The organism is Pontibacter deserti (assembly GCF_023630255.1).
Taxonomy (GTDB): domain Bacteria; phylum Bacteroidota; class Bacteroidia; order Cytophagales; family Hymenobacteraceae; genus Pontibacter; species Pontibacter deserti.
Genome location: NZ_JALPRS010000001.1, coordinates 309858 through 328392, shown reverse-complemented (window position 1 = coordinate 328392; position 18535 = coordinate 309858). Strand labels below are relative to the sequence as shown.

Sequence of the window (18535 nt, the reverse complement as noted above, 5' to 3'; positions counted from 1 at the left end):
AAAAAACGTCCATCCCCTGTACTTTACCCGAAACGGTTATCATTATTAGTGAAATAAGCAAGTTGCAACACCAACCGACACATTGTCAGTACTTTATGCAATATTTATAATTACTAATAAACTATATTTGCCGCATGGAATATAGTTGATATTCCTTAGTGCTGTTCCCCGACTTTGTATTATCAACTCTAACATCCATACAAATGAAACACAGTTACATGTCCAAGTGGATCTTTATCCTGACGGCATTTTTTACGTTTACAGCCTGCGAAAGAGACCAGGAAATTGCCCCTCAGATTGAGGTTTCTCCCAATGCTGTCACAGCTTCAACCTTTTATGACGAAGGATTTGAAGGCGTTTATAAAAGCAGCTATACTACTGCCCCAGTCGCCTTTGCCAATGGTACCTGGAACTTTGCCGATGCTTTAACCGGCAACACTACATCTGACAGAAAAACAGGCTCACAGTCTGCCCGTGTGCGTAACAGCGGGAAGCTAACCATGTCTTTTGATCTTCCGGATGGTGCCAGGTCGTTTAAAATGAGCTATGCCAAGTATGGTACCGATGCCAACACGACGCTGCAGGTGTACTATTCTACCAATAGCGGCTCTACCTGGACCAGTGCCGGAACAGCTGTTACAGTAAGCAAGACCAGCCTTCAGAGTACAACTTACACCCTTAATGTAACCGGCCCAGTTCGTTTCGAAATCCGTAAGACGGATGGCACAACCAACCGCGTAAATGTTGACGATGTACAGGTAGAATCGAATCCTGTAGTTGCCACACCAGATGTGGTTGAGGATTACGAGACAGGCTCTAAAGGTAGCTATGCAGCGGGCTCTGTAACGCTTCCTACTGGTAACTGGTACCTTAACGAAGCTCTGATCGGTACATTAACCGGCGACGCTAAAGCTGGTACTAAATCTGTACGCATCCGTGACTTAGGCTCACTGGAAATGCAGTTTGATGTACAGGGTGCGCAATCGGTAAGTATAGCTCATGCGGTTTACGGAACAGACGCTGCCAGTACCTGGCAGTTACAAGCCTCTACCAATGGAGGTACGTCTTGGGCAGCAGTAGGCAACACCATTACAACTTCTTCTGCTACACTTCAGACAGCAACTTTTGCTGTAAACTATACTTCAGCAGTTCGTTTCAGAGTAGTAAAACTTTCAGGCAGTGGCCTGCGCATCAACATCGACAACTTTACCATTAGTGGTTCGGCTGCTACAGGTGGAGAACCAACTGACCCTACTGACCCAGGCACTGGTGGCGGTGGCAGCACTGATACAACCACTTATAACAGTGTGCACCTGACTTTGGGTAACCCATCTGGTGCTAAAACGGATGTTACCTTTATCAATAACTACCTGCTGCAGAAATCACAGTTTGTGATGTCTTACAGCCGCGACAAAGGTACTGCTAACTGGGTAAGCTGGCACCTGGATGAGTCGTGGTTAGGCAGCACGCCGCGCCAAGACGATTTCAGAGCAGACAATACATTGCCAGCAGGCTGGTACCAGGTAGGTTCTACAGATTACACTGGCAGTGGTTTCGACAGAGGCCATATGTCTCCGTCAGCTGACCGCACTGCTACTGTAGCCGATAACTCTGCTACTTTCCTGATGACCAATATGATACCGCAGGCGCCAAAAAACAACCAGGGAGCCTGGGCTACACTGGAAGGCTACTGCCGTTCTATGTTAACCGGCGGTTATGAAATCTACATTATTTCTGGTGGTTATGGCATAGGTGGTACCGGTAGTGCCGGCTACAAAGAAACACTTGCCGGTGGTAAAATAACAGTACCTAACCGTACCTGGAAAGTGATTGTAATTATTCCGGATGGTACAAACGATGCAGCTCGCGTTACAACTGCTACCAGAGTAATTGCAGTAGATATGCCAAACGATCAGGCCATTGGTACTGACTGGAGAGCGTACCGTACTACAGTTGATGCCATTGAGGCAAAAACAGGATATGACTTCCTGAGCCTTGTAAGCGACAATGTAGAGAACACTATCGAGGCGACAGTAGACGCATTATAGCAAGCGTTACCCATTACAGATAGCTTAATTAACCAGCTATAGTACAAAAAGCTCTGCTAATCAGCAGAGCTTTTTTGTTTCAGGAACTATAAATGCCAGTTGGCATGTATGTATACCATAAAAGTGCTCATAGTGAGGCAACTAACTAACAGCAATGGCTCTTTTATAGTTGAAATCAGCTGATCTCACAATAAATAGCCATCCTTGGAGTTTAGTAGGGGAATCAGAAAATTAGTTTGTTCACCTTTAATTTTAATTGCGCGGTATAGCACTTTCTTTTATGTTTACTCCGGTATAGGATCCGGACCTTAATCAATCTTACCATGAAATCAACCTTTTTATCTTTCATCTTAGTTGTAATGTTTACCGCTGTACAAGCCCAGAATGCGGCTCCACAGAAGGCCACACCAGCTAAAAACTCGTTATCGAGCCAGTTCAACAACCTTAAAGAAAAAGCTAACTCTTACAATGAGAACGGCCAGCAATACAAGGTGGTGAATGTGGCAACGCTAAATAAATTTTATAGCAGCGTAAACGATAGCCTACAGGTAATTGGTAAAAAACTGGCAGATGCCCGTAAAGGTGCCGATAAAGAACTGATAGAAGCACGTGCCAATGTAGCTGCCCAGGAAAAACAATTAAAAGCCCTTACTGAAGAAACTGCCCGTAAAGAGCAGGAAGTACAGAAGAGCCAGCACTTGATCAACAATATCTCTGTTTTAGGTATAGACATGGGCAAGCAGTTTTATGTGATCCTGAACTCTGTGATTATTTTAGGTCTGCTGATAGTGTTAGCCGTAATTATGATGCAGTACAAGAGCAGCAAAAGTGTAGCTGTTGAGAAACAGAAAGCCTTTAACGACATCGACAGCGAGTTTAACGAATACAAGAAAGCTGCCCGCGAACGCGAACTGAAGCTGAAGCGTGAAATGCAGACAGAATTTAACCGTGCAGAAGAACTAAGCCAGCAATTGGCTACGCTTCAGAAAAGACAGCATATTTAATCTCTATAAATAGAAATTTCTGAAAAGCCGCTCCGGATCCTCCAGGGCGGCTTTTTGCTTTAAAGGCACTTCTACCTTAAATTAAAGCTGCTCTTTCAAGGTATAAATCATGCTATAAGTTATTAGTTACCAAAGATTGAAACATTTTAGGTGAATTATATGTATATACATTAAATGTTCATACATTGCACTAAACTTACGTAAGTAAGGGTTTATAAAAATTTAAAACCAGATCGTTAAATTATGGCAACTACAAAATGGGTAATTGACCCTACGCACAGTGAAATTCAGTTTAAAGTAAAACACCTGATGATTACAACTGTAACAGGGTACTTTAAAACGTTTAATTTGGAAGTAGAAACTGATGGTGATGATTTTACAACGGCTTCCCGTATCGAGTTCACAGCCGATATAGATTCTATCAATACAAACAACGAACAACGTGATACGCACTTAAAGTCGAATGACTTTTTTAATGCAGAAGAGCACAAGCAACTGCGTTTTGTTGGTAGAAAGTATGAAGCGCATGGCGACAATGCCAAACTGCACGGGGACCTGACCATTAGAGAAGTAACAAAACCGATTACACTGGATGTAGAATTTGGTGGTATTGTAGTTGACCCATATGGCCAGACAAAAGCAGGTTTTACAGTAGATGGCAAAGTAAGCCGCAAAGAGTTTAACCTGACCTGGAATGCTGTAACCGAAGCCGGCCAGGTGGTAGTAAGCGATGAGATTAAATTGCATTGCGAAATACAACTGGTAAAACAAGCATAATTTCTTTTCCTGTTTTATAGACAAGCCGCTCCGAGTTTATTGGAGCGGCTTGTTGTTTTATAGTTGGCTTCATTTCTTAGAACACCAGGTATAGCTTTTATACTGGACTTAAAGTATAAATCATTAGATTAGCTTAACTAACTTGTCTCAACTATAATCCGAACCTGCTGATGACAGCTCATCTTCCTGAAAACAACTATAAACGGAAAGCTTTACAGGAGTTGCTTGCCTGGCAGGAAGAGATGCAACAACCACCCTCCTTTTTAAACAACTTAGCAAGGAAAGCGCAGCACAAGATTAATAGTTACATTCCGGACAAAGTACACAATGCTATAACTGCTGCCATAAAGCAAATGACGCGTGCCACCTTATTTGGAGCCAATCTGATAACACGCCAGCCTGCTACTTCGCATAACTTGCAACTACAGGAAGCACAAGTGCTGGAACGTATCAACTTTTATAAAAACGCAGCAGCTTTGGAAGGCGGCGTAACCGGAGCCGGTGGTTTTCTGCTGGGCCTGGCTGATTTCCCGTTACTGTTGGGCATCAAGATTAAAATGCTTTTCGAGATCGCAGCGTTGTATGGTTACGACGTGACCGATTATAAAGAGCGCATCTACTTACTCCATATCTTTCAGCTGGCATTCAGCAGCCATGAGTACCGTCGAGAAGTATACCTCCAGATTACAGACTGGGAAACACGCAAACAGCACCTCCCCAACCACCTGGAGGAGTTTGACTGGCGAGGCTTTCAGCAAGAGTACCGTGATTATATTGACCTGGCTAAAATGGCGCAACTTATACCTGTCATCGGTGCTCCGGTAGGCGCTATTGTCAACATCAAACTAATCCGCAAGCTAGGCTACACTGCTATGAACGCTTATCGTTTGCGCTGGCATGAAATGTATAGATTATAGTTTACAGATTTAATTTATCTTGCTACTGAAAGCAAAACTATAGATTATATACTTCTACAGACATAATGCAGATAAACGTATGTTGTCGTTTATACTTTAGTTAGGTGAAATCAAAGGATTATGAAAAATAGAACCAACTGGGGAAGAGTTTTTATCAAGGTGTTTGCCTGGCTTTTCCTGTTGATGGGCGTAGGTGGAATCCAAGTAACTATTTATTTTAATTACTTAAAGCAGGAATTGTTAATAGGGCGAAACTATTTACCAGCTGATTTTACTCATCCTGAAATGATTTCGATCTACTCCGTTGTACTTATGTATTTACTATTAAGTATTAGTTCATTCCTTGTTATTATAAACTATAAGAAAGGATATGAAATACTTTTTATCGCGCTAGTAATTTCATTTTTAAATATATTTTGGAGAGAATTCTCGCTATTTCACTATCAGTACATACTTAACCACAGGCTGTTCTATATACTCATTGACATGTTATTATATGGTATACCTATTTTTCTATTATTGAGGGAAATAAAAGGTAAAATGGGGCAAGGCAGTTTAAGTCATGTTAAATTATAGCAAAACTCTAAATTGATAATAGCGACATAAATCAAGAAATCATGATGAACTGGATTGTTAAGGCACTAGCTAAGTATGGTGCTATTTCAGTTGTAGTCTTTGGGTTCATGCTAATTACTTTAGGTCTTGCCCTGCGCTATCGAGGAGTAGAGGTTACTCAATATCATAACTCAAGAAGTGCTTTTAATAATGAAATTAATAGCGGCGGTTCTACACCTACAGATACCCTTTTTCTTATTGGTGCAGCTCTGATAGTATTTGGTTTCAAGAAAAGATGGATAGTTAAAAAATAACTTCACCTAACAAAATGCATAATTCAGGCTTGGGCTATGCCTTGCCTATATTATGGTACTAGCACGTTCATGACAACCAAGTCTAAATTATTTAAAACAGAAATGCTAAAGAGCACACGGGAAGCATTAACCAAGAAAATGGAAAAGCACAGAATATTTAAAATGTCATTTGCAAGTGTTTATCCGCATTATGTTGCAAAAGCGGAAAAGAAGGGTCGCACTAAGGCAGAGGTAGATACCATCATTAACTGGCTTACAGGATATAATCAGGAAGCCTTGCAGCAACAGATCGAATTGAAGAATGATTTTGAGACTTTCTTTGCACAGGCACCACAACTAAACCCGAATGTGTCAAAAATAACCGGTGTAATCTGTGGCTGTCGTGTGGAAGAAATTGAAGACACACTCATGCAACAGATCCGTTACCTGGATAAGCTCATAGATGAACTGGCAAAAGGAAAGACAATGGAAAAGATCTTAAGGAAATAACGAGACCGACTATTTAACCATCAACTATAATCCCGCAGGAAAGCTTATACTTTGGTTTTTCTGCGGGTTTATCGTTTAATAAAACCGGCAAGTATAACTTCATCAGACCTAGCTACCGGCATAGGTATACTGTGTAAGACTTCAATTATTTGCTATATAGTACGTCCCCGTTTGCTGCCGGAGAGGCAGAATAAACATTTCAAAAGTTTAGTTCTGTAAATTATGAACTAACGGAACAATGTACTACCTTTGCACTGTTAAGCCTCTGTAACAGATAATTAAAATGACATTAAGCGATAAACAACGGGAATTAATCGAAGAGATCGGGATTTACCATGAAAACAATGGTTTTCAGCCTGCTGTAGCGCGTGTTATGGGTTTGTTGCTGGTATCAGACAGGCCGGAACTTACCTTTGATGAGATCTCAGAATCTTTGAATATTAGCAAAAGTGCCACCAGCAATGCTTTAAACATGCTGCTCAACACAAACCATATCGAATACACTACTTTTTCCGGGGACAGAAAGCGTTACTTCAGAATCAAATCATCTAACTGGCGCGACCTTTTCGCAAAGAAAATGGAAGACCTTGGTGGTTTAAATGATATTCTGAAACGTGTACTGGAAGTAAGAAAGAGAGATAATCCCGTGTACGACCAGAAACTAAAAAGCTTTATCAGCTTCCTTGATTACCTGAAAAGCCAGCTACCAACCTTAATGGAGAAGTGGGAACAGGAAAACATAAAAGACAAAGTATAATTTTTTACCCATTTAGTTCACAATTTTCTGAACTAACTAATAATACCAAAACTAAAAGAACTATAATCGTGAAGATCAGACACTTATTAGTAGGAGTAGCACTCTTCAGCATGACACCGGCTTTTGCACAAGGCCAGGCAGGTGCAAAGGAGCTGAGCTTACAACAGGCGGTTTCTTATGCGCTCGAGAATAATGAGTCTATAAAGAAAGCCTCTTATGACGAACTTGGCTCTAAATACCAGATTAATGAAGTAAGAAGTACAGGCTTGCCGCAAGTAGAAGTAAAAGGCTCTGCAGTAAGAACCCTTGAGAAGCAGATGTTTGTTTGGAATCAGGAGGGAGCTCCCCCAGTTATCAGGCCATTTGGTGCAGACAATACTGTGCAGGCCGGTATTTCAGTAACGCAGCTGCTGTTTAACAAATCATACTTTGTAGGTCTTAAAGCTGCTAAAAGTGCCGAAGACCTGTACCGCATCCGCAAAGAAATGGCTACTGAAGACGTGATCTACAATGTAGGCAGTGCTTATTACCAGGTGCTGCAAACAAAAGAGCAGTTCAACAGCATCAACGCCAACTTAGATAAACTAAACCAGCTGGAAAAGATATTGACTTTACAGTATAAGAACGACCTGGTAAAAAAGGTGGATGTAAACCGCATAAAAGTTAGCAGAATTAACCTCGAGAACCAGAAACAAACCCTGCAGACAGCCTATGAGCAGCAGCAGAATGTGCTGAAGTTTTTTATGGGTATGCCACTGGAAGAGCAGATAACATTAAAAAGCGGTGTCGAAGATAAACTGCTGGTTGAGCAGCCTACAATGGCAGGACTGGAAGAAGTAGCTACTGAACGTGCCCAGTTTAAGATCCTGAATAAACAGAAAGAGCTGAAATCACTGGAAGTAGAGAACATAAGAGCTGGTTATTATCCTTCGTTGGCAGCTTTTGGTAACTACAACTACCAGTCTCAGTACGATGGGCGGATGATCGGCAACTCCGGTGCCATGTGGTTTCCGAACTCACAGGTTGGCCTGCAGCTGAACATCCCGATCTTTGATGGGTTACGCAAAAAGTCTCAGGTGCAGCAACGTGAGGTTGAACTGAAAAAGCTGGACCTGGACATACAGCAATACAACAAGAACACACAGTTAGAGCTAAGCAACGCTCTGAGCCTGTTAGGCAACAGCCAGAACAACATCAGCGCCCAGGAAGAAAATGTGAAGCTGGCGCAGGAAGTGTACGACACTACCAACAAGCTTTATAAAGAAGGTTTATCTCCGCTAAGTGACCTGCTGAATGCAGAAACATCGCTACGTGAGGCACAAACCAACCTGAATAACGAAACGCTGAAATACCAGATAGCCCAGCTTAATTATCTGAAAGCAAAAGGAGAATTGGAATCACTTACAAAATAAGACATACATCAAAAATAAAATGAAGAAGATAATTTATATAGTAGTTGTTATCGCGGTACTTGTAGCTGTTGGCTTTAAGCTGATGAGCAATAAAGAGCAAATGGCAGCCAATGCAGCAGTAGCAGAAATTAAAAGTGATGCAATTCCGGTTGCCGTAACAGAGGTTAAAACTGCTAAACTGGATAAGTCTTTTACCGCACAAGGTAACTTCGCTCCTATTCAGAGCCTGCCGCTTTCATCCGAAACACAAGGCCAGATTCAGCGTGTGTTAAAACGTAAAGGCGACAAAGTAAGAGCCGGCGAGTTACTGATACAAGTAGAAAGCAACACTATGGCTGCTGACCTGGCTACTGCACAAACCAATGCTGAGAAAGCAAAAAGAGACCTGGAACGTTTCGAAAACCTGGCTGCCGGCGATGCGATCACACAGCGTCAGCTGGAAGATGCCCGTTTAGCTGCCAAGTCTACGCAGGCACAGTTAGTAGCTGCACGCCAGCGCCTGAACAAAACACGCATTACAGCTCCTATCAGCGGAGAGATCAACGAGATATATGTTGAAGTTGGCTCATACCTGAACATGGGTACCAAGCTATATGATATCGTGAACGTGGACAAACTGAAGCTGCAGGTACGAGCTTCTGAAAGCGAAGTATTGCTTATCAGCAAAGGTGATAAAGTAACGGTGAAAGCAGATGCAGGCTCAGGTCAGGAATATGAAGGTATAGTTACAGCAATTGCTGCTCAAGCCGACCCTACGCTAAAGTTTGATGTGGAAATAGAAGTGAAAAACACTGCAGACAATAACCTGAGAGCGGGTATGTATGGCACTGCTTACTTTAAAGTGGATGACCAGCGCGATGCCCTTTTGTTGCCACGTGAAGCGATTGTTGGTAGCATTCAAAACCCAAGCATATATGTGGTGAAAGACGGAAAGGCAACCCAGCGCACAGTTAAAGTAGGTGTAGTTACACAAGATCAGGTAGAGATACTGGAAGGTGTAAAACCTGGTGAGCAAGTTGTAAGAAGTGGCCAGATCAACCTGCGCGAAGGCATTAAGGTGTCTGTGCTTTAATATTCGCTTACGATTGTCATCATCCTACCCCCTTCAAAGGGGGACTTGTCCGCAAGTATAATTCCCCTCCTTGGAGGGGTTAAGGGTGGGTTATAGCAGCGGCTTAACCTCCCTTCTACTAAGATCCTTTCAGGATGACAAAGTGAATAAGTAGTAGCCTAAAGTCCCTTTGAAGGGGGCAGGGGATGAAAAAACATTAGGAGCTTAAAACTCCAAAGTATAAAACTTCTTTCTTAAGAGAATTTAGAAATGAACATAACCAAATTATCGATACAGCGATCAACCCTGGTGGTGGTGGTGTTTACCGTCCTCACACTACTCGGGATCGTCAGCTATCAATCGCTTAATTACGAGCTTTTACCAAAGTTCAACCCGCCGGTACTTACCATAACTACTATTTACCCGGGTGCTTCTCCAAATGAAGTAGAGAACTCTGTAACCAAAGAGATCGAAGATGCTCTTGCATCGCTTGAGAACGTGAAAGAAATGAAGAGTACCTCCCTGGAGAGCTTTTCAATGATCGTAATTAACCTGAACCAGGGCACTGATGTGGACTTAAGTTTACAGGAAGCTCAGCGTAAGATCAACACCATACTGGCCAGACTACCAGAAGATGCCGATGCACCAACCCTGAACAAGTTTGACCTGGATGACCTGCCTATAATTAAAATGGGCGCTACGTCTAACCTTCCTGCAACGGAGTTCTTTGACTTGATCGATAAAAAGATCAAACCTGAGCTTTCGCGCATACAAGGTATGGCTGCTATTAAAGTACTGGGTGGACAGGAGCGTGAGATCAAGGTGAATATTGATGCTAACAAACTGGAAGCTTACAACCTGTCTATACTTCAGGTACAGCAGAAGATCCGTAATTCTAACCTAGACTTCCCTACTGGTAAAATAAAGCAGGAAAGCGGCCAGACACAGATTCGTTTGGCTGGTAAATTCCAGTCGCTGGAGCAGCTAAACAACCTGATTATCCGCGAAGACCAGAATGGCATTGTGCGCCTTGCTGACGTAGCCGAAGTACAGGATACACAAAAAGACATCGAGGTACTGAACCGTAATAACGGAAAAGCTTCGGTAGGTATAACAATACAGAAGCAATCGGATGCCAATGCCGTGGAAGTAAGCCGCCTTACCAAAGAAGCGCTTGCCAAACTGGAAAAGACGTATGCTTCCGAAGGCCTGAAATTTAACATCGCCAACGACTCTTCCGACTTTACCCTGGAAGCAGCCGACTCGGTAATACATGACCTGATAATTGCGGTTATACTTGTGGCTGTGGTAATGTTGCTGTTCCTGCACTCGCTACGCAATGCCGTTATAGTTATGATCTCGATTCCGGCCTCGTTGGTAGCTACTTTTATTGCCATGTACCTGTTCGGTTATTCACTTAACCTGATGTCGTTACTGGCTCTTTCGCTGGTGGTAGGTATTCTTGTGGATGACGCCATTGTGGTGATCGAAAACATTCACCGCCACATGGAAATGGGTAAAAAGCCAGCTCAGGCTGCCTACGATGGTATCCGGGAAATTATGGCTACAGTTACTTCCATTACACTGGTAATTGTGGTAGTATTTATCCCGATCGCACTTTCTACTGGTCTGGTATCTGATATTTTACGTCAGTTTGCCGTGGTGGTAGCGGTAGCAACTATGATCTCGTTATTCGTAGCGTTTACCCTTATTCCGTTACTTGCCAGCCGTTTCTCGCGCCTGGAGCATATTTCGGACAAAAACTTCTTCGGCAGATTTATACTTGCTTTCGAGCGTTTCCTGGACAGAATTATCGATGGCTTTACAGCTGCCCTGAAGTGGGCGTTCAACCATAAGTTTATAACACTGGGTGCCACTATACTTATGTTGTTTGCTTCCTTCGCGCTGGTACCGTTTGGCTTTATAGGCTCGGAGTTTATACCTGCCGGTGACCGTGGCCAGGTAAGCTTGCAGCTGGAGTTGCCAAAGAACGCTACAGTAGAGCAGACCAACTTTGCTACACGCCAGGTAGAAGAATACCTGCAAACTATACCTGAAGTTAAAAAAGTATTTACCACCGTAGGTACTACATCTTCAGCGCAGCAGGGCCAGAACACAGCATACAAAGCAGAAGTGGGCGTAACTCTGGTAGATGTAAAAGAGCGTAGCTTTAGTACGAACCAGTTTAGCCGTCAGGCAAAAGCTGATATCGAGAGCAAGGTTCCGAATGTGGAAGTTACTCCGGTGCCAGTAGGCCTGGTAGGTAATGCACAGGCGCCGATCCAGATCATTATTTCAGGATCAAACCTGGACTCTGTGATGGCTTTCTCTCAGCAGGTAATGAAGATTACAGAAGACGTGCCTGGTACCGTAGACGTGGAAACATCAGTGGAAGGTGGTAACCCGGAAATTGAAGTGGTAGTGGATCGTGATAAGATGGCCAATGTCGGGCTGTCGCTAGAAAGTGTAGGTGCAAGTATGCAGCTGGCCTTCAGTGGTAATTCCGATGTAACCTTCCGTTCTGGTACTGAAGATTATGATATTAATATTCGTCTGGATGAATTTGACCGTCGTAGCGTAACTGATATCGGTAACCTGGGCTTCGTGAATAACAAAGGAGAGATTGTACGCCTGGCTCAGTTCGCTGATATCCGTCAGTCTACAGGCCCGTCGCAGTTGGAGCGCTACAACCGTGTAACTTCTGTAAACGTGAACTCACAGGTAATTGGTCGTCCGTCTGGTTCTATCGGTGCGGATATCCAGGCCAAGTTAGCTGAAGTAAAAATTCCAAAAGGGGTAACCTATGAGTTTGGTGGTGACATGAAAAACCAGAGCGAAGGTTTCGGTACGCTGGGTATTGCCTTGCTTGCCTCTATTATCTTCGTGTACCTGATCATGGTGGCGCTGTATGACTCTTATGTATATCCGCTGGTGGTGTTGTTCTCTATACCGTTGGCGATCATCGGTGCCTTGCTTGCCCTGGCGCTGGCTTCACAGTCACTGAGTATCTTCTCTATACTTGGTATCATTATGATGATTGGTCTGGTTGCAAAGAACGCCATTATGGTGGTAGACTTTACAAACAAGCTGAAAGATGAAGGTGTACCGGTAAAAGAAGCTTTGATTGAAGCCATCAGAATCCGCTTCCGTCCGATTCTGATGACGACGCTGGCAATGGTGATTGGTATGTTACCAATTGCGTTGGCAGGTGGCTCTGTGGCCGCAACCAAAAACGGTCTTGCCTGGGCACTGATCGGTGGTCTGAGTTCCTCAATGTTCCTGACCCTGATCGTGGTACCGATTATCTACTACGGCTTCGACCGTATACTTGCCAAATTTGGCCTGGATAAGAAGACTAAGATTGAATTAGTGGATAAATCGCTGGAAGAACTGGAGCACGAAACCAAAGAATTGGAAGAGAGAAAAATGAAGCACGAACTAGTGCATTAATATTCTTTATCTGCATTCTAAACATATGTATTGAGTGGTGAAATTGCGGGGGCCGATGGTCTTCGCAATTTTTACTGAGCTACATTTACTTTTACCTTTTACATACCATGAATACTGTAACTCCAAACATACAGGCAATTCAAAATGAAGTAGTAAGAATTATTACCTCCGTTACCAGACTTAAACCTTCTACCCTGCTCGAGGTCCGCGACCTGACTACTTTAGGGCTGGATATATTGGATGTAGTGGATATCATTTTGAAAGTGGAGAAAACCTACCAGGTTACTATACCGGATGAAGTACCGGTGTATACGATAGATGATTTTGTAAACTATGTTTACTATCATACCTTAAAAAGAGCTAGTTAAACCCAGCTAAAAAAAGAGCCGCAATTATAAATTGCGGCTCTTTTTTTATACTTAAAGCTATTAGCTAGTACAGCTGAAAAATAAAGTATAGTTACTTTCTTAGTTTATGTATTCAGGAGTGGCAATAAAAATTTAAGTTGTAGACACTTACCTATACTTCATCAACTTTTGCTCCTGGCCGAGCTAAATTGCATCCGTAATTATACTTTTTAAATATAACCTGCTTGGAATTTGTACTTAATTTTACAAAAATCATCAGATCAGGCTTATAGCTCCCTATCCTTGTTTGTATAATTCCGTAAAGGCAAAACAGAACCTGAAACGGAAAACATATCGCAACTGCTAAACATATCGGAAAAGTTATAGCCAAAATTATACTTGGCTTGCTGCTGTTCATTATCACCCTTGTTATTGTGATAGTAATTGCGCTGCAGTTCCCCCGCGTGCAAACCTATGCCGCTAAAGAAGGCGCTGATTACCTGAGCGGCATGTTAAACACTGAAGTAAAGATCGGCGGCTTTACCACCGACTGGCGCAATGCCATGGTGCTGAAGGACGTGTATATAGAAGACCAGCAACAAGATACGCTGTGGTATAGCGAACGCCTGGGTGTTGATATGAATATCATGGGTTTACTGAGCGGAAAGATCGATATCAGCAAAATTGATCTCGACCAGGCCAGGCTAAACCTGCACATCCGCCCCGACAGCAGCTCCAACTTTGATTTTTTAATGGAGGCTTTTGCCACTGATACCACTGCTACTACCACGCCGGCCGACACAGCTGCCATGGCCATAAACCTGGATATCATAAACCTGGATAATGTGCGGGTAAGTTTTAATGATGAAGCTGGTGGCAACCATATTGAAACGCACGTAGGGCAACTAACCACTACCATGGATGAGTTGAACCTAGAAGAGCAGAAATATCTGGTAAATAACGTTGAGCTCAAGAACACCTGGATAAACTATATACAAACCAAACTTCCCCCTGAATCGGAGCCGACACCTATCACTTTTGATTTCGGTTTAAATAAGGTGGACCTGGAGAAGGTAAAGCTCAGCTACATTAACCGAATTGCCGATCAGCGGATTGAACTGGACCTAGGCAAAGCGAACCTTACTTCAAACAAAATTGATCTGCCAAATGCCCGTGTAGACCTTGACAACCTGGACCTGCACAACTCTACTATTGTCTACGCCCAGGAAAAGTATAAGTCATCTGATTCACTGGCTGTAAATCCGGCCGAAACTGTGCGTGAGCTCGATGAGTCGGTTGAAAAGACCCAAGGGCAGCCGGTAAACTGGGTGATAACATTAGGAGAGACAGACATCTCAGGTGTCAATATTAAATTCGATAATTTTAATACGCCAGCCCAGCCGCGCGGAATGGACTATGACCACCTCTACTTTACAGATATAGTACTGCAGGCAAATGACCTAAAGTATAGCCTGAACCGCACAGAAGTAGACCTGAACCAACTGCAGCTAAAAGAGAAGAGCGGCTTCAGAGTTGAGAACTTCCAAGCTAACATCCTATTCGATTCTGTTGAGACAAGGCTGACTGACCTGGATCTGAGAACCGGTAAAAGTCATATACAACGCGACCTGGCGATGCACTATAGTTCGCTGGATGCTCTTGCAGAAAACCCGGGCAATACGCAACTCGACCTGAACATTGTAGACACACGTATTGCGATGCAGGATGTTTTATACTTTATGCCGGAGCTGCGCCAAAATCCGTCGTTCAGAAGTATAGCCAACTCTACTTTGCAACTGAGCGGCGACGTGGAGGGCAGCGTAGACAATATGATCGTGCGAAATCTGCGGGCATCAGGCTTGCAGGGCACACTGGTTAACGTAACCGGAAACATTCGCAACGCTACCGACCCTGACAATTTATACTTAGACCTGGATGTAAATCAGCTGCAAACCACCCGCGCAACTATACTGGCTTTTGCACCGCCGGGCACCATTCCACCTAATATCCGCATTCCGGAACGTGTAAGTATAGAAGGAGCCATTGAAGGAAGCCTGACCAACTTTGATGCGCAGACAACTATAAACTCATCTATTGGCAACATGACCGCCGACGTGGATATGGGCGAAAATGAAACATTTAATGCAACTATAAAAACAGGCGGCTTTGCGCTGGATGAGTTGTTTACCGACAGCCTTGGGCTAGGAACTATAGCCGGAACGGTAACTGCCAACGGCCAAGGCATGACACCAGAAACTATGGTAGCCGATGTAAAGGCAAACCTGACCAAATTTGAATACAACAACTATACTTATGACAACCTTGTAGCAGACGTAGACATTAACAAAAACATTTACGATGTAAAAGCCCGCGCCGCAGACTCGAACCTGAACATGGCCCTGAACGGCGTATTTAACCTGCGCGACACCAAAAACACCAACTATAAATTTAACCTGAACCTGAACGAAGCTAACCTGCAGGCGCTAAACCTGTACCCGGAGCCACTAAGTATAAAAGGGCAGTTTCAAGGCAACTTTACGGGCGCAGATCTAGGCTCACTAAACGGAAAACTGAATGGGCAAAAGCTGGTAGTGCAGCATAATAACAAAGAATATCCCGTAGACTCACTAATGCTGAACCTGCAACAGCAAGCCGGAAATACAGCTATACTGGTTCGTTCGGATGTAATGGCAGCCAATATAAAATCTGGTAACTCTCTGGAGACATTGCCAACCGCTATTATGAAGCACTTCTCCAATTACTTTGATTTGCAGCCCGATCCTCCCTATCCTGCTAACTTAAACTTAAAAGATTTTGCTGTAACCATTGATCTCAAAAAGCCAGAAATTATAACATCCTTCATTCCAGGCTTGCAGCAGTTACAGCCAACCACACCACTAACCGCATCTTATGACGGCCAGACGCAGACCTTTAAAATGGATGGTGGCTTCAGCAGGATAAAGTATACCGATTATACGTTGAATGGCCTGACCCTGCAGGTGCGTGGTGACCGCGAAAAAATGAATTATAGCGCTGACCTGACGCAGCTACTGTCACCATCACTGCGGGCAAAAGATGTGGCGCTAACCGGCGCCGCACGGGATAACGACCTGGTGCTACGGTTGGCCATTGCAGAAGACAGTACAGCCGCTAAGTTTATAGTTGGTGGTGTGCTCAACAGCCTTGGCCGTGGTTACCGGTTCTCTTTTAACCCCGAGCAACTGGTAATAAATGGCGATACCTGGACTGTACCTCAGGACAATTACCTACAATTCGACACCAATTTTATTTATGCCAAAAATATTCAGTTGCAGCACAACAATATGTCGCTGGGGCTAAATAGTCAGGGGCCTGTCGGGCCCGGGGCACCTATGGTGGCAACGTTCCAGAACTTTGAGATCGAGTACATTACCCGCTCTTTCCAGAAAGAGGATAGCCTGATGTCCGGAACTATAAATGGGAACGCCACGCTGCGCAACCTGATGACATCCACTCCAGGCTTCACTTCCGACATTACCGTTACCGATTTTACCTATGAAGGTGTGCCTGTTGGTGACCTGGCACTAGTGGCAGGTTCCGCTGCCGGCAACCGCTATACCATAGATGCCCGCCTGACTGATGAAGGCAACCAGATGCTGGTAAACGGTTTTATAGAAATGCAGCCGAATGCCACACTGCTTAACCTGACAGGAAACATTGCAAGCCTGAATTTAAAATCGCTGCAGGGCTTTACTGCAGGAGCCGTTAAAAACATGGATGGCACCGCCAGCGGGAATTTACGCATAACAGGCACCTTAGCTGATCCAAACATACTGGGAGACCTGAACTTTAACCAGACACAGTTTACCATTACCCAATTAGGTTCATTATACAGGTTGCAGAACGAGCGCATGCTATTTACCGAAAACGGCATTAGTTTACCAGACTTTACTTTAACCGATTCACTTGGTAATACCCTTGACCTGAATGGAAACATTTATACCCAGAACTATACCGACTACCGCTTTGACCTGACTGCCAATACAGATAAGTTCCTGGCGCTTAACTCAACAGCAAAAGATAACCCACTTTACTATGGTACTGTGTTTATTGATGCCGGTGCAACTATAACCGGCGATATGGCCACACCTGTAGTGAAGACGAATGTACAGATACTGGAGGGATCTGCATTTACCATTGTAATTCCGGCTGATGAAGTGGGCGCTGCCGAACGGGAAGGTATAGTTGAATTTGTGAACCTGAATGACTCTCTCACAGCCATCATTGGCGGGCAGAAGCAAACTGACACAGCACAGGTTACGGGCTTTGTTGGTTTAGATGTACAAACGCAGATCTCTGTAACTGATGATACCCCTATTACCATAATCCTTGACCCTACCACGGGCGATAATTTAGTTGTAAAAGGCTCCGCAGACCCTATGTATATAGGCATGGCCCCTAGCGGGCAGATTAACATGACCGGGCGCTATGAAATAACAGAAGGCAAGTATAGCATGGACTTCTATGACCTGGTATCGCGGGAGCTGGCAATAGAGAAAGGCAGCTACATAGCCTGGACCGGCGACCCGCTGCAGGCCAACATGCAGGTAACGGCCATTTATAACGTAGAGACCGCCCCTATGGAACTGGTAGCTTCACAGATTGGCGGCACACAGGACCCTATACTTCGTAACCAGTTTACGTTCCAGGTATTTGTGGATGTGGAAGGCGAAATGCTGAAGCCGGAAATCGGATTTGACATTCAGGCTCCGGAACAACAGCGCACCCAGATGCCACGGGAGGTGATGACCAGTTTGGGCAACCTGCGCTCTGATGAAGCAGAAATGAACAAACAAGTATTCTCGTTGCTGGTACTGAATCGCTTTATGGCCCCGGATCCGTTTACCAGTTCCGGTGGCGGGTTTGCATCCACAGCCAGAAACAGCCTGAGCCAGGTCATGTCTGACCAGTTAAGCAACCTTACACAACGTTATGCGGGTGGTCTTGGTCTGGAGCTTGGCATAGATTCTTATCAAGATTATTCATCCGGATCTGCACAGGGTCGCACCGACCTGAATGTAGCCTTGCGCCAGCAGTTCCTGAACGACAGGATGACCGTTCGGGTGGGTACAGATATTGGCCTGGAGGGTGGCCAGCGTGAGCAAAGCAATATGGGTGGGTATGCAGGGGATATCGCCGTAGAATATTCTTTAACTGAAGACGGGCGTTTGCGTGTGCAGGCTTTCCAGCGCAACCAGTACGAAGATTTTCTGGAAGGTGAAGTGCGTGCTACCGGTGCCGGCCTGATTTACCAGCGGGAATACGACAACTTCTCGGACCTTTTCCGCAAACTGGAAGCAAGGCATAAACGAGAAAGAGAGCGCCAGTTGGCTGAAGCTAAAAAAATCCAAGAAGACATTACAAAATAACCCTAT

12 protein-coding genes are annotated in these 18535 nt (G+C 44.2%); all 12 read left to right on the top strand.

Translation table 11 applies throughout. The features are described from left to right. Positions 1 to 218 precede the first annotated feature (218 nt). Entirely contained in the window at positions 219 to 2048 is a 1830-nt protein-coding gene (locus MJ612_RS01385; protein WP_250419012.1) for a DNA/RNA non-specific endonuclease, read from the top strand. A 323-nt stretch (positions 2049 to 2371) separates the two neighbouring features. Then, entirely contained in the window at positions 2372 to 3052 is a 681-nt protein-coding gene (locus MJ612_RS01380; RefSeq protein ID WP_187028729.1) for a hypothetical protein, read from the top strand. Between the two features lie 243 nt (positions 3053 to 3295). Continuing rightward, a complete protein-coding gene (locus MJ612_RS01375; RefSeq protein WP_187028727.1) occupies positions 3296 to 3829 on the top strand; it encodes a YceI family protein in 534 nt (177 codons plus the stop codon). A 170-nt stretch (positions 3830 to 3999) separates the two neighbouring features. Beyond that, complete coding sequence (locus tag MJ612_RS01370) at positions 4000 to 4746, top strand: EcsC family protein (protein WP_187028725.1); 747 nt, start codon at positions 4000 to 4002, stop codon at positions 4744 to 4746. Between the two features lie 617 nt (positions 4747 to 5363). Continuing rightward, on the top strand, positions 5364 to 5615 hold the full coding sequence (locus MJ612_RS01365) for a hypothetical protein (protein WP_187028723.1): 252 nt from the start codon (positions 5364 to 5366) through the stop codon (positions 5613 to 5615). Between the two features lie 138 nt (positions 5616 to 5753). Continuing rightward, positions 5754 to 6104 (top strand): DUF2200 domain-containing protein, encoded by a 351-nt coding sequence (locus MJ612_RS01360; RefSeq protein ID WP_187028721.1) that lies wholly within the window; start codon positions 5754 to 5756, stop codon positions 6102 to 6104. Between the two features lie 283 nt (positions 6105 to 6387). Beyond that, positions 6388 to 6861, top strand: coding sequence for a GbsR/MarR family transcriptional regulator (locus MJ612_RS01355; protein ID WP_187028719.1), 474 nt, complete (start codon positions 6388 to 6390; stop codon positions 6859 to 6861). A gap of 68 nt (positions 6862 to 6929) precedes the next feature. Next, entirely contained in the window at positions 6930 to 8273 is a 1344-nt protein-coding gene (locus tag MJ612_RS01350; protein WP_250419011.1) for a TolC family protein, read from the top strand. A gap of 19 nt (positions 8274 to 8292) precedes the next feature. After that, a complete protein-coding gene (locus MJ612_RS01345) occupies positions 8293 to 9345 on the top strand; it encodes an efflux RND transporter periplasmic adaptor subunit (RefSeq protein WP_187028717.1) in 1053 nt (350 codons plus the stop codon). Positions 9346 to 9594: 249 nt separating this feature from the next. Further along, entirely contained in the window at positions 9595 to 12774 is a 3180-nt protein-coding gene (locus MJ612_RS01340; protein WP_187028715.1) for an efflux RND transporter permease subunit, read from the top strand. A 107-nt stretch (positions 12775 to 12881) separates the two neighbouring features. Further along, complete coding sequence (locus MJ612_RS01335; RefSeq protein WP_187028713.1) at positions 12882 to 13142, top strand: acyl carrier protein; 261 nt, start codon at positions 12882 to 12884, stop codon at positions 13140 to 13142. Positions 13143 to 13474: 332 nt separating this feature from the next. Further along, on the top strand, positions 13475 to 18529 hold the full coding sequence (locus tag MJ612_RS18380; protein WP_317233051.1) for a translocation/assembly module TamB domain-containing protein: 5055 nt from the start codon (positions 13475 to 13477) through the stop codon (positions 18527 to 18529). Positions 18530 to 18535: the final 6 nt, after the last annotated feature.